Origin of the sequence: Streptomyces sp. NPDC046925 (assembly GCF_040644915.1) — a bacterium.
GTDB lineage: Bacteria > Actinomycetota > Actinomycetes > Streptomycetales > Streptomycetaceae > Streptomyces.
The window spans coordinates 24,464-37,606 of sequence record NZ_JBEYWZ010000012.1 but is presented as its reverse complement, the minus strand read 5'-3'; the positions used below and the strand labels follow the sequence as shown (position 1 = coordinate 37,606).

General features: G+C 71.2%; 9 protein-coding genes. All 9 read right to left on the bottom strand.

Annotated features, from left to right (window positions below; genetic code table 11):
* Positions 1–5: 5 nt before the first annotated feature.
* The 9 genes from ABZ906_RS35340 to ABZ906_RS35300 all read right to left on the bottom strand — a co-directional run bounded on the left by ABZ906_RS35340 (position 6) and on the right by ABZ906_RS35300 (position 12,966).
* On the bottom strand, positions 6–596 hold the full coding sequence (locus tag ABZ906_RS35340; RefSeq protein ID WP_361389881.1) for a GNAT family protein: 591 nt from the start codon (positions 594–596) through the stop codon (positions 6–8).
* A complete protein-coding gene (locus ABZ906_RS35335; RefSeq protein ID WP_361389879.1) occupies positions 565–2,838 on the bottom strand; it encodes an MMPL family transporter in 2,274 nt (757 codons plus the stop codon). Before ABZ906_RS35335 ends, ABZ906_RS35340 begins: the two co-directional genes overlap by 32 nt.
* A gap of 214 nt (positions 2,839–3,052) precedes the next feature.
* On the bottom strand, positions 3,053–5,158 hold the full coding sequence (locus ABZ906_RS35330) for a phosphocholine-specific phospholipase C (protein ID WP_361389876.1): 2,106 nt from the start codon (positions 5,156–5,158) through the stop codon (positions 3,053–3,055).
* A gap of 164 nt (positions 5,159–5,322) precedes the next feature.
* Positions 5,323–6,576, bottom strand: a complete 1,254-nt coding sequence (locus tag ABZ906_RS35325) for an SLC13 family permease (RefSeq protein ID WP_361196929.1) — start codon at positions 6,574–6,576, stop codon at positions 5,323–5,325.
* A gap of 253 nt (positions 6,577–6,829) precedes the next feature.
* Complete coding sequence (gatB, locus tag ABZ906_RS35320; protein ID WP_361389874.1) at positions 6,830–8,341, bottom strand: Asp-tRNA(Asn)/Glu-tRNA(Gln) amidotransferase subunit GatB; 1,512 nt, start codon at positions 8,339–8,341, stop codon at positions 6,830–6,832.
* Positions 8,342–8,357: 16 nt separating this feature from the next.
* Entirely contained in the window at positions 8,358–8,600 is a 243-nt protein-coding gene (locus ABZ906_RS35315) for a hypothetical protein (protein ID WP_361196594.1), read from the bottom strand.
* Positions 8,597–10,102: an Asp-tRNA(Asn)/Glu-tRNA(Gln) amidotransferase subunit GatA gene (gene gatA / locus ABZ906_RS35310; RefSeq protein WP_361389872.1), complete on the bottom strand. Its 1,506-nt coding sequence runs from the start codon at positions 10,100–10,102 to the stop codon at positions 8,597–8,599. The genes ABZ906_RS35315 and gatA overlap by 4 nt, the downstream gene beginning before the upstream one ends.
* 5 nt (positions 10,103–10,107) lie before the next feature.
* On the bottom strand, positions 10,108–10,404 hold the full coding sequence (gatC, locus tag ABZ906_RS35305; RefSeq protein WP_016642027.1) for an Asp-tRNA(Asn)/Glu-tRNA(Gln) amidotransferase subunit GatC: 297 nt from the start codon (positions 10,402–10,404) through the stop codon (positions 10,108–10,110).
* 165 nt (positions 10,405–10,569) lie between these two features.
* Positions 10,570–12,966: a bifunctional diguanylate cyclase/phosphodiesterase gene (locus ABZ906_RS35300; RefSeq protein ID WP_361196601.1), complete on the bottom strand. Its 2,397-nt coding sequence runs from the start codon at positions 12,964–12,966 to the stop codon at positions 10,570–10,572.
* Between the last annotated feature and the right edge of the window lie 177 nt (positions 12,967–13,143).

Sequence of the window (13,143 nt, the reverse complement as noted above, 5' to 3'; positions counted from 1 at the left end):
CTTTCTTAACGAGCCGCCGAGCCCCCGTCGCCCGCGGCCGCACGCTCCTCGCGCGCCTTGCGCCACTCCGGTGCGAGCACCGACCAGACCTCCATGTCGTGCCGCACGCCCTGCCAGGGAAAGCTCTCCCGCAGCACGCCGTCCCTGGTCATTCCGAGCCGTTCGGCGACCGCGATGCTGGGGGCGTTCGCCGAGGAAGCCATCCACTCCACGCGGTGCATGCCGCGCTGGTCCACCGCCCAGTCGATGAGGACCCGGCTCGCCCTGGTGATCAGCCCGCGCCCGGCGGCCGAGGGCTCCAGCCAGACACCGACCTCGCAGCTCTCCGTGGCCGTGTCGAAGATCCGGAAGAAGACACCGCCGACGAGTACGCCGTCGAGCCAGACCCCGCAGAGGCGTCCCGTGTCGGCGGCCTGCCTGTCGGCGTGCGCCTGGAGGCGCTCACGGGCCGATTCGAGGTCCGTCACCAGCGTGGTCAGGGGCACCCACGGCCCGGCGTACTCCCGCGCCCGCTCGATGTGCGCGAGGAACTCCTGCGCCTGCCACGGCTCGATCGGCCGCAGCTCAGCGCCCTCGCCCAGCGATATCGCGAACATCCCGCTCCTCCAGTCCGTCCGGCCGCACGACCGCAGCGTCATGCGTGTCCCCTTGCCCGGGGATCTTCGCACTCGCGGCGGTTTTGCTCGACCGACATTCCGGGGGCTCGATGCTGATGCGCGGCAGCAGGCGGTCGAGGCGGCGCGGCAGCCACCAGTTGGCGCCGCCGAGCATGTGCATCAGGGCGGGCACGAGGAGCGTGCGCAGGACGAACGCGTCGAGCGCGACCGCGACCGCGAGGCCGATGCCGAACATCGCGATGACCCGGTCGCCGCTCAGGACGAAGGCGAGGAAGACCGAGATCATGATGACGGCCGCGGAGTTGATCACGCGGCTCGTCTCGGCGAGGCCGACCCGTACGGCCCGCCGGTTGTCGCCGGTCTCCAGCCACTCCTCGTACATCCGGCTGACCAGGAAGACCTGGTAGTCCATGGAGAGCCCGAAGAGGACGGACACCATGATCACGGGCAGGAAGGGTTCGATCGGTCCGGCCGAACCGAGGCCGAGCAGCTCGCTCCCCCAGCCCCACTGGAAGATCGCGACGACGACCCCGAAGGCCGATGCCACCGCCGCCACGTTCATCGCGGCGGCCTTCAGGGGGATGCCGATGGACCGGAAGGCCAGGAGCAGCAGGACGCAGCCGAGGCCGATGATGACGCCCACGAAGAGCGGGAGCTTGCCGACGATGATCTCCGCGAAGTCGTCGTAGCTCGCCGTGACGCCGCCGACCCGGAGGTCGAGCGAGGTGTCGGCCTCGGCCCTGGGCAGTACGTCGTCGCGCAGCCGGTCGACGAGCTCGCTGGTCCGCTCGGACTGGGGGGACGAGGACGGTACGACGGTGATGCGGGCGGTCGTGCCTTGGGCGTCGTACGTGACGGGGCTGACGGAGGCGATGCCCTTGGCCGATTCGAGCACCGGGCCGAGGTTGGCGAGGGCGAGCCGGTCGCCCGCTCCGTCGACGGGGGTGACGAGGGTGAGCGGCCCGTTCACGCCGGGGCCGAAGCCGTCCGCGAGCAGGTCGTAGGCCTGCCGGGTGGTGGCAGAGGCGGGGTTGTTGCCCTGGTCGGACGTGCCCAGGTGCAGGGAGAGCGTGGGCAGGGCGAGCACCGCCATCACGACGACGGCGATACCGCCGAGGAGCTTGGGGTGGCGCTCGACGAACGCGGACCAGCGTGCGGCGAGCCCGGTGGGCACCTCCGGGGCGGGGCCGTGCTCGGCGAGCGCGCGCCGTTCGCGGCGGCTGAGGGCGCGCGGGCCGATCCAGGACAGGAGCGCGGGGAGCAGGGTCACCGACGCGGCGACGGTGAGGAGCACGGTGAGCGAGCCCGCGATCGCGACGCCGTTGAGGAAGCTGAGCCGCAGGATGAGCATGCCGAGCAGGGCGATGCACACGGTGGCGCCCGCGAAGACGACCGCGCGCCCGGTGGTGGCAACCGCGCGTTCCGCGGCGACGGCCACCGGAAGGCCCTGCTTGAGGCCCTTGCGGTGTCTGGTCACGATGAACAGCGCGTAGTCGATGCCGACGCCGAGCCCGATCAGGGTGCCCAGCATCGGGGCGAAGTCCGCGACGGTCATGAGGTGCCCGAGGAGCACGATTCCCGCGTAGGCCGTGCCGACCGACACCAGCGCGGTGGCGATGGGCAGCAGGGACGCGGCGAGCGAGCCGAAGGCGAGGAAGAGCACGACGGCGGCGACGGCGACCCCGACGATCTCGGCGGTCTTCGCGCTCTTGGACTCGGTGAGGCCGACGGCGCCGCCGCCGAGCTCGACGTCCAGGCTGTCGGACGCCGCGGCCTTCGCGGTGTCCACGAGGGCCTGTGCGTCCGACGCGTCGATGGCGTCGGCCTGCTCGTGGAAGGTGACGGTCGCATACGCGATGCGGCCGTCGCCGCTGATCTGTGCGGCGCCGTGCGCCGCGTACGGGCTGCTGACGGAGGCGACCGCGGGCATGCCCTGGATGCGGTCCAGGGCGTCGGTCATCGTCTGCTCGACGTCGGCGGCGCGCACCGTCGTGCCCGCCTCGGTGCGCCAGACGACGGTGTTGCTGTCGCCGCCGAGGCCTTCGAAGCCCTCGTTCAGGAGCTGGGTCGCGCGGCCCGATTCGGTGCCCGGCACGTCGTAGTCGTTCGAGTACGCGGATCCGGTGACCGCCGCGGCGCTCGCGGCGCCGCCGAGGGCGACCAGCCAGAGCAGTACGGCCAGGAGGCGATGCTTCAGACACCACCGTGCGACTGCTGCCACTGAACGGCTCCCTGTATTGATTCGTGGATCTTTACCGGGAACCGTCTTGCATGCACCGAACAGCCCGCAAAGAACGCTTGAGCGACGACATGTGCGCCAGAAGTACTTTGACAGCACCTGGAGATCATTGGTCCCGTTCGTGGCTTTCCTCACAAGTTCACAAAAGGGTGTGCGAGGTCCCATCGGGACCTCGCACACCCTCGGAACCGGGGCGTCAGCCCGACACGCTCGCGCGTCCGTTCTCTATGTGCCCCATCAGGCGGCGCCGGAAAGCAGGTTCGCCCGCCGCCGTCACCTGGACGTCGTACCAGCCGTGCTCGTCGTCCGTGTGCCAGGCGATCGTGCGGCTGCTGCCCGCCTTGACGCGGACGGTCCTCGTACGCGACCTGACGTGCCGCTCCGCCACGTAGCCGATGGGCTCGACCGTGAAGACGAGGTCCTTGCGGCCCCGGTTGGCCAGCGTCACATGGATCTCGCAGCGGGTGATCGCGGACGCGAGTTGCGCCTTGCCGTCCTTGCCGCCCGCGAACTCGCGCCGGAAGCCGTTGGGTCCCGTGATGGTGAAGTCGTAGCTGTCCTTGGCCACCGGGACGGTCCAGGAGCCCTCGCGGACGACGTCCTGGTGCTGGGGGACCTTGAACTCGCCGGCGTAGGGGTAGAGCGCGAAGTGCGCGCTGGAGCGGCCGCCGTTGCGCAGCCGCACCGACAGGGCGCCGCTCTCGCCCGGCTTCACGTACGCGTCGGGCTGGTAGGGCAGCGGCCGTGCGCGGCGGGTGCCGGGCTCCTGGACGGGCATGGACTGCTTCAGGGGCGGCTGCGGGGCCCAGCGGCCGCTGAACTCCGGTATGGCGCCGGGCTGTTCCACCTCGGGCTGCCGGTGGCCGCGCTTGAAGTCGAAGGCGCCGGTGAGGTCGCCGGTGACCTTGCGGCGCCAGGCGCTGATGTTGGGCTCGCGGACGCCGGTCCACTTCTCCAGGAAGCGCACGACGGAGGTGTGGTCGAAGACCTCGGAGGTGACGTAGCCGCCGACGGTCCAGGGCGAGACGACGAGCATGGGGACGCGCACGCCCAGGCCGGTGGGCTTGCCTTCCCAGCGCTCTTCCTGCTCCTCGGCGCTGTCGCCGCCGGGGACGGGCGGCGGTACGTGGTCGAAGAAGCCGTCGTTCTCGTCGTAGTTGATGAAGACGGCGGTGCGGCGCCAGACCTCGGGGTGCGAGGCGAGGGCGTCCAGGACCTTGTAGACGATGGTCGCGCTGTGGATGGGCGAGGAGACGCTGGGGTGCTCGGAGTCCAGGGCGGACGGCACCAGATAGCTGACCTTGGCCAGCTTGCCTCCCGCGACGTCCTTGGCGAACTCCTCGGCGAGCTTCCCGGTGGGCACGCGCCGCAGGCCGCGCTCGAAGAGGGACTTCTCGGCCTTGGTGAGGGTGGCGACGCCCTCCTCCAGGGTGGCGAGCAGCTTCGCGCGCTCGGCCTCGTCCTTGGCGTCGCGGACCTTGGCGTAGAAGGCCTCCATGTAGGTCAGGCCGGTCTTCGCGAGGACCTTGCGGGCGATGGCCTTGAAGGTGGCGAAGAACTCGATCTGGTTGTCGGTGAAGTTCTCCCACTCCGTGTACGTCTGCCAGCTCACGCCCGCCTTCTCCAGGCGCTCGGCGTACGTCCCCCAGTCGTATCCGGGGTGCGTCCCCTCGGCGTACGCGTCGTTGCCGACGGCCCGCTTGCCGTTCGCCTCGTAGCCCGTCTTGCCGCTCCACAGGTGGTTGCGGTTGGGGCTCGTGGAGGTGTGGATGGACGAGTGGTAGGCGTCGCAGACGGTGAAGGTGTCGGCGAGTTCGTAGTGCAGGGGGATGTCGGCGCGCGTGTAGTACGCCATCGTGGCGGCGGTCTTGGCGGTGATCCAGCCGTCCGACCAGCCGTCGTGCCAGGCCTTGGCGCCGCCGCTCCAGGAGTGGTCGAGGGCGCCGATGTACTGCAGGTCCTTCTTCTGCGCGGCCGCGGCCTCGCGGACCGGGAAGGGCAGGACGGTGCCGAGGCCGGCCGGCTGCTCGAACACGGATTTCCCGCCCGGGAGGCGGACGGCGTTGCGGTCGCCGAAGCCGCGTACGCCGCGCAGCGCGCCGAAGTAGTGGTCGAAGGACCTGTTCTCCTGCATCAGGATGACGACGTGTTCGATCGAGTCGAGCCCGCCGCTACCGGGTTTGTGCCGGTCCTGTGCCAGCGCCTGCTGCAGTGACGGCGGCAGGAACGATCCGACGGCGGCGGCACCGAGTGCGCCTGTGCCGACTGCCATGAGCCGCCTGCGTGATATCTCCGGGGACACGTACGACCTCCAGTCGACGGCCAATGGTTCTCTGCTGATCCATTAGCCTCCTCGGCCGGGACGGTAGTGAAGTCTGGTTTCCCTGTGAAGACTTGGGGACAAAGTCGGCGTGAACGGATGGACCCGGCGGAGAATGCCGGGCCGCCGGGCGGGTGCCGCCGGGCTCAGAAGCCGATGAGCAGGCCCGCCCAGAGGGCCGCCGTCGACGCCGCGAGGGTGGCGGGCACGGTCAGGACGCCGAGCACGGTGAACGTCCGCAGGTCGGCGTCGGTGCCGTGGTCGTGCAGGATGCGGCGCCACAGCAGGGTGGCGAGCGAGCCGACGTACGTCAGGTTCGGGCCGATGTTGACGCCGATGAGGGCGGCGAGAACGGGGCCGGGACCGGCGGGGGCGACGGCGGGCAGGAGAGCGAGAATCGCCGGCAGGTTGTTGATGAGGTTGGCGAGCACGGCGGCGAGGCCCGCGATCGCGAGCAGCGCGGGCAGCGAAGCGCCGTCCGGCAGCATCCACTCGATCCCGGAGCCGAGGCCGTTGTCGACGACCGCCTTGACGACGATGCCGAGCGCGAGCACGAACAGACAGAACAGCGGGCTCGCGGAGCGGACGATTCCGGTGGCGGTCGTACGTTTGCGCAGCAGGGCACGGACCGCGAGCACCGCGGCTCCCGCGAGGGCGGCCCACAGGGGTTCGGCCCCGGCGAACGAGGTGACGACGAACCCGGCGAGCGTGAGACCCAGGACGGCCAGGGTGAACACCGGCACGGGGGTCGGCTCGGTCTCCTTGGGTTCGAGGGCGCCCGCGTCCAGATCGGCGGCGAAGTACCGCCGGAAGGCGGCGTACTCGATGCCGATGGCCACCAGCCACGGCACCGCCATGAGCAGCGCGAACCGCGTGAAGGTGAGGCCGCTCGCGGTGAGCGCGAGGAGGTTGGTGAGGTTGGAGACGGGCAGCAGGAGCGACGCCGAGTTGGCCAGGTGGGCGGTGGCGTAGACGTGCGGGCGGGGTCTGGCCCCGACGCGGGCCGCGGTGGCGAAGACGACCGGGGTGAGCAGGACGACGGTGGCGTCCAGGCTGAGCACCGCGGTGATCGCCGCGGCGACACCGAAGACCCCGCCGAGCAGCGCCTTGGTCCGCCCGCCGCAGATCCGGGCCACGAGATCCCCGGCGGCGGCGAAGAGCCCGTCGTCCGCGCAGAGTTGGGCGAGCACGAGCACGGCCGCGAGGAACCCGACCACCGGCAGCAGGCTCTCGACCTCGGCGAGCGCGTGCTCCGGCGAGACGGCCCCGAGCACCACGACGAGCCCGGCCGCGGGCAACGCGGCGGCGGCCTCCGGCCACTTCTTGGGCCGTATGACGGCGAACGCCAGCACGGCGAGCAGCAGGCCGACGGAGAGGATCTCGGCGGTGACGGTGTTCAGGGGGACGCTCCGTGGCCCGGGTGGGGCGGTGGTTCAGCGGGGACGGACGTCCACAGCGTAAGGCGGGGCGGGGGGCGACATTGCGGCGCACGGCCCGCGGCACGGCGGGGCCCGCGGCACGGCGGGGCTTCCGCCCACCCACCCGACGACGCGGGGCAATCGGGTGGGTGGGCGGGAAAAATCCGCCGCGAAGCGGGCGGCTCGGGAAGCACCCCGGCTACAGCCGGGACACTGCTCCGAGCCAGCGCAGCGACTAGCCCTCCACGCCCAGCTTCTCCAGGATCAGTTCCTTGACGCGGGCCGCGTCGGCCTGGCCCCGAGTGGCCTTCATGACCGCGCCGACCAGCGCACCGGCCGCCGCGACCTTGCCGCTGCGGATCTTGTCGGCGATGGCGGGGTTGCCCGCGATCGCCTCGTCCACGGCGGTGGTCAGAGCGCCCTCGTCCGAGACGACCTTCAGGCCGCGCTTCTCGACGACCTCGTCCGGCGTGCCCTCGCCCGCGAGGACACCCTCGAAGACCTGGCGCGCCAGCTTGTCGTTCAGGTCGCCCTTGGCGACGAGCTCGGCGACCCGGGCGACCTGCACGGGGGTGACCGGCAGTTCGTCGAGGGCCTTGCCCGTCTCGTTGGCGTTGCGGGCCAGCTCGCCCATCCACCACTTGCGCGCGGCGGCCGAGTCGGCGCCCGCCTCGATGGTGGCGACGATCGGGTCGACCGCACCGGCGTTCAGGATCGACTGCATGTCGTGCTCCGAGACACCCCACTCCTCACGGAGTCGGTTGCGGCGCACGCGCGGCATCTCGGGGAGACCGGCACGCAGCGCCTCGACCCACGCGCGGGCCGGAGCCACGGGGACGAGGTCGGGCTCCGGGAAGTACCGGTAGTCCTCGGCGTTGTCCTTGATGCGCCCCGACGTCGTGGAGCCGTCCTCCTCGTGGAAGTGACGGGTCTCCTGGACGATGGTCCCGCCCGAGTTCAGCACAGCGGCATGGCGCTGGATCTCGAAGCGCGCCGCACGCTCCACGGAACGGAGCGAGTTGACGTTCTTCGTCTCCGAGCGCGTACCGAACTCCTCGCGCCCGTGCGGGCGCAGGGAGAGGTTCACGTCGCAGCGCATCTGGCCCTTGTCCATGCGGGCCTCGGAGACGTCGAGCGCCTTGATGACCTCGCGCAGCTCGGCCACGTACGCCTTGGCGACCTCGGGGGCCCGCTCGCCCGCGCCCTCGATCGGCTTGGTGACGATCTCGATGAGCGGGATGCCCGCGCGGTTGTAGTCCAGGAGCGAGTGCGAGGCGCCGTGGATACGGCCGGTCGCGCCACCGACGTGCGTGGACTTGCCGGTGTCCTCCTCCATGTGGGCGCGCTCGATCTCCACGCGGAAGACCTCGCCGTCCTCCAGCTGGACGTCCAGATAGCCGTTGAAGGCGATCGGCTCGTCGTACTGGGAGGTCTGGAAGTTCTTCGGCATGTCCGGATAGAAGTAGTTCTTCCGGGCGAAGCGGCACCACTCGGCGATCTCGCAGTTGAGGGCGAGACCGATCTTGATGGCGGACTCGACGCCGATCTCGTTGACCACCGGCAGCGCGCCGGGAAGGCCGAGACAGGTCGGGCAGGTCTGGCTGTTGGCGTCCTGCTTCAGCTCGGTGGAGCAGCCGCAGAACATCTTGGTCTTGGTGCCCAGCTCGACATGGACCTCAAGGCCCATGACGGGGTCGTACGTCGCGAGGGCATCCTCGTACGACACCAGGTCAGTCGTGACAGTCACGGTGAAACTTTCCCTCTCAACCCAGCAGGACGTCGTCGTCGCCGAGCTTCTTCAGCTCGCGATAGAGCAGAGCAAGACCGGTGACGATGGCGGCGGCGGAGACAGCGGCGTCGACGAGACGGAGCGTGTCGTTCTCCTTGCGGGCCAGCCTGGCCTGCTTGACGACGGAGATCGCGCCGAAGGCGGTGGTGCCCATCGACAGGTACGCGCCGGGCTTCGACTTCTTGAAGCCCTGGGCCTTGGCAGTCATGGGACTCATAGTGACGGTGCCTCCTCAAGCAGCGGGTGACCCCACCTTTCCACGAAGGCGGCCTCTACGGCAGCGCCGACCTTGTAAAGGCGGTCGTCCTTCATGGCCGGGGCGATGATCTGCAGTCCGACGGGCAGGCCGTCCTCCGGCGCGAGGCCGCAGGGCAGCGACATGGCGGCGTTGCCCGCCATGTTCGACGGGATGGTGCACACGTCCGCGAGGTACATCGCCATCGGGTCGTCGGCGCGCTCGCCGATCGGGAAGGCGGTGGTGGGCGTCGCGGGCGAGACGATCACGTCGACCTGCTCGAAGGCCTTCTCGAAGTCCTTCGTGATCAGGGTGCGGACCTTCTGGGCGCTTCCGTAGTACGCGTCGTAGTAGCCGGAGCTCAGGGCGTACGTGCCCAGGATGACGCGGCGCTTGACCTCGTCGCCGAAGCCGGCCTCGCGGGTCAGCGCGGTGACCTCCTCGGCGGACTTCGTGCCGTCGTCGCCGACGCGCAGGCCGTAGCGCATGGCGTCGAAGCGCGCGAGGTTCGAGGAGCACTCGGAGGGCGCGATCAGGTAGTACGCGGAGAGCGCCAGGTCGAAGGACGGGCAGTCCAGCTCGACGACCTCGGCACCGAGCTCCTTGAGCAGCGCCACGGACTCCTGGAAGCGCTGGACGACGCCTGCCTGGTAGCCCTCGCCGGCGAACTGCTTGACGACGCCGACGCGCATGCCCTGTACGGAGCCGTTGCGGGCGGCCTCGACGACCGGCGGGACCGGGGCGTCGATGGACGTCGAGTCGAGCTCGTCGTGCCCGGCGATGACCTCGTGCAGGAGGGCCGCGTCCAGGACCGTACGGGCGCAGGGCCCGCCCTGGTCCAGGGAGGACGAGAACGCCACCATGCCGTAGCGGGAGACTCCGCCGTACGTGGGCTTGACGCCGACCGTGCCGGTGACGGCCGCGGGCTGGCGGATGGAGCCGCCGGTGTCGGTGCCGATGGCGAGCGGGGCCTCGTACGAGGCGAGGGCGGCGCTGGAGCCGCCGCCGGAGCCGCCGGGGATGCGGGTGAGGTCCCACGGGTTGCCGGTGGGGCCGTACGCGCTGTTCTCGGTGGAGGACCCCATGGCGAACTCGTCCATGTTGGTCTTGCCGAGGATGACGACGTCGGCTTCCTTCAGCTTGCGCGTGACGGTCGCGTCGTACGGCGGGATCCAGCCCTCGAGGATCTTGGAGCCGACCGTGGTCGGGATGCCCTCGGTGGTGAAGATGTCCTTGAGCGCGAGCGGGACGCCGGCCAGCGGGCCGAGCTTCTCGCCGTTCTCGCGCTTGGCGTCGACGGCGCGGGCCTGCGCGAGGGCGCCCTCGCGGTCGACGTGCAGGAAGGCGTGCACCTTCTCGTCGACGGCCTCGATGCGGGCGAGGTGGGCCTCGGTGACCTCGACGGCCGTCAGCTCGCCGGAGGCGACCTTCGCGGCGATGTCGGCGGCGGTGAGCCTGATGATGTCGATCTTGCTGTCCGTCATGGTGGTTAGTCCTCCCCCAGGATCTGCGGCACCTTGAAACGCTGCTGCTCTTGGGCCGGGGCTCCGGAGAGCGCCTGCTCGGGGGTGAGCGACGGACGGACCTCGTCCGCGCGCATGACGTTCGTCAGCGGCAGCGGGTGGGAGGTCGGCGGTACGTCTTGGTCGGCGACCTCGGAGACGCGGGCGACCGCGCCGATGATGTCGTCGAGCTGTCCGGCGAAGTGGTCGAGCTCCTCGTCCTTCAGCTCAAGACGTGCTAGGCGGGCGAGGTGGGCGACCTCCTCGCGCGTAATGCCAGGCATGCGGCGATCCTCTGGGGGTGAGTGTGTGGTTTGTGTCCCCAATCCTATGGGGCCGCACCCCATGCACGTGAAACGGATTCCCCCGGCAGCACCCACGCCCTCCCCCCGCGTCCGCCGCCGCGGCGTTCGCGGTTGCTGTGGGAGTGGGGCGTCGCCGACCCGTGGCTACTTCAGGGCGTCGGCCTCCGCGGCGGCGCGTGCCGCCTCTGCTTCCTCGGCAGCGACGTCCACCGGCCTGCGCCAGCCGCGGGAGCCGCGGGCCCGCAGCCAGGCGGTCGTCTCGTCCGCGGGCATCGCCGCGGCGACCAGCCAGCCCTGCACCGCGTCGCAGCCCAGATCGCGCAGCCGCTCCCACGTCTCGTCGTCCTCGACGCCCTCGGCGACCACGAGCAGCCCCAGGGAGTGCGCGAGGTCGACCGTGCAGCGGACGATCTCCGCGTCTTCGTTGTCCACCGCGAGCCGCGCCACGAAGGAGCGGTCGATCTTCAGTTCGCTGACCGGAAGGCGCCGCAGGTGCACCAGGGACGAGTACCCCGTGCCGAAGTCGTCGAGGGACATCTTGACCCCGTGGCCGGTCAGGCCCGCCAGGGTGTCGGCGGCCCGCTGCGGGTCCTCCAGGAGCACGTGTTCCGTTATCTCCAGTTGGAGCGCTCCCGGGGGAACCCCGTGGCGTGCCAGGCGCGCTGCGACGGCGCCCGCGAAGCCGGGGGTGTGCACGTCGCGCGGCGAGACATTCACCGCGACCGGGACCTTGAGCCCCTGCTCCTGCCACTTGGCCACCTGGCCGAGCGCGGTCTCCAGGACGTACTCCGTCAGGTGCGGCATGAGGCCGGACGACTCCGCTATGGCGATGAACTCGTCCGGCGGCACCTTCCCGCGCTCGGGATGCACCCACCGCACCAGGGCCTCAAGCCCCGCGACGCGGCCGTCGAACTGCACCTTCGGCTGGTAGTGCAGCTCGACGTCCCCCGCGTCCAGGGCCCGGCGCAGATCGCCGAGCAGGCCGAGCCGGTCGGGGGTGTTGGAGTCCCGCTTGGACTCGTACACCTCGACGCCCGTGCGGTCCCGCTTGGCCTGGTACATCGCGACGTCCGCCCGCTGGAGCAGGCCTTCGGCGTCGAGCGCGTGGTCGGGGAAGACGGCGAGCCCCGCACTGGCCTCGAGGACCAGCGTCAACCCGTCGAGGTCCAGGGGCGAACCGAGGGCGGCGACCAGGGACCGCGCCACCCGGGTGGCCGACGTCGTGGAGTCGGTGACCGGCAGCAGGACGGCGAATTCGTCGCCGCCGAGCCGAGCGGCTTCCGCGCCGCGCGGCAGGGCGAGCCGCAGCCGGTCGGCGATCTGCAGGAGCAGACGGTCACCCGCGAGATGACCGAGGGTGTCGTTCACCGAACGGAAGCGGTCCATGTCGATCAGCATTAAGGCGGACCGCGCCCCGATCCGCTCGGCGTCGTCGAGCGCCGACCAGGTGCGCTCCAGGAGCCACTGCCGGTTCGGCAGCCCCGTCAGCGGATCGCGCAACTGCTCCTCGGCCCGGGCCCGCGCGATCCACAGCGTCGAGTCGAGCGCGACGAGCGGGATCGCGAAGAGCGGGAGCAGGGCGGGGGTCGAGGCCGCGACCACGCAGATCAGCGGTGCGATGCCGAGCAGCGCGACGGCGACGAGCCCCTGCCTGACCAGGGCGGTACGGGTGACCGTGGGCAGGGCGCCGGAGCGCGGCGCGTGGACGTACCAGAGCAGGACGCGGGTGACGACGAGGTAGGCGATGGCGGCGAGGGCGACCTCGGGCGCCGAGTACAGGTCCCAGGTCTCGGGCAGCCAGGGCGACTGCGCCGTGGGCGCCGTGCCGAACGCGGCCATGGCGAGCGCGCCCGCGCCGATGCCGAGGATGTCGACGGCGCCGTGCAGGATGCCCTGGCGCCAGCGGTGGCGGCGCGCGACGCCGACCAGGACGACGACGGTGAGGCTGACCATCCCGGCGGGCACCCAGCCGTACAGCAAGAGGACGGCGACGGTGAGCGCGCCGCCCGAGCCGGTGCCGCCCCACCAGCGGTCGCGGCCGAGCGCGACGAGGTGGCCGACGATCAGTCCCGTGAGGACGGCGAGCGCCCAGCCGACCGTGCCGGAGGGGAACAGCGCGTCACGTCCGGTGAGCGCGTGGAAGAAGCCCGTGCCGAGCGCCACCGCGGCGATCGCCACGACGGCAACCGGAAGCACTGGCCAGGGGTCACGCTCGCCCGCCGCGTCATCCGCGTCGGGCGCTTCCCTGCCGCGCCAGAGGCTCCTGCGCCGCCCTTCGGCACCGGACTGCGCGGAGCCGGGCCCCGCGGTGTCCCGGCCGCCCGCCGCCTCGCCCACGCCGAGCTCCTGCGTGCCGTACGCACCGACGGTGCTCCATGCGCGTTCGCGCCGCTCAACTGCGGTGCTCGGGACGGCGGGGAGCCTGCTCTCGGCTTCGCGTGCCTCCCGTGCCGCCCTGCGTCCGCTGAGCCACGCGCCCGGTCCGCGCCGCAGGCGCGCGGGCAGCCGGGAGTCCGGTGCGGCGCTCTCGGTCGGTTCCATTCCCGTCCCTCTCACAGCCGGCGGTGCCCACGCCACGCGGACTCGCTCCAGAAGTCAGCCGCGTCTGAATCCCCTTACCCATGCTCCCGATGAGCAGGGGATACCCCAATCGCAGCGGGGCACGGCAGGCGCACACCTCAACAGTAGGCCGCAGAAGGCTTCTACGGGCAGCGGTCC

Excerpts from the sequence above, each read along its gene's own strand:
- gatA (WP_361389872.1), bottom strand. The coding sequence starts at position 10,102 with ATGACGGACAGCAAGATCGACATCATCAGGCTCACCGCCGCCGACATC.
- ABZ906_RS35300 (WP_361196601.1), bottom strand. The coding sequence starts at position 12,966 with ATGGAACCGACCGAGAGCGCCGCACCGGACTCCCGGCTGCCCGCGCGC.
- gatC (WP_016642027.1), bottom strand. The coding sequence starts at position 10,404 with ATGCCTGGCATTACGCGCGAGGAGGTCGCCCACCTCGCCCGCCTAGCA.
- ABZ906_RS35315 (WP_361196594.1), bottom strand. The coding sequence starts at position 8,600 with ATGAGTCCCATGACTGCCAAGGCCCAGGGCTTCAAGAAGTCGAAGCCC.
- ABZ906_RS35340 (WP_361389881.1), bottom strand. The coding sequence starts at position 596 with ATGTTCGCGATATCGCTGGGCGAGGGCGCTGAGCTGCGGCCGATCGAG.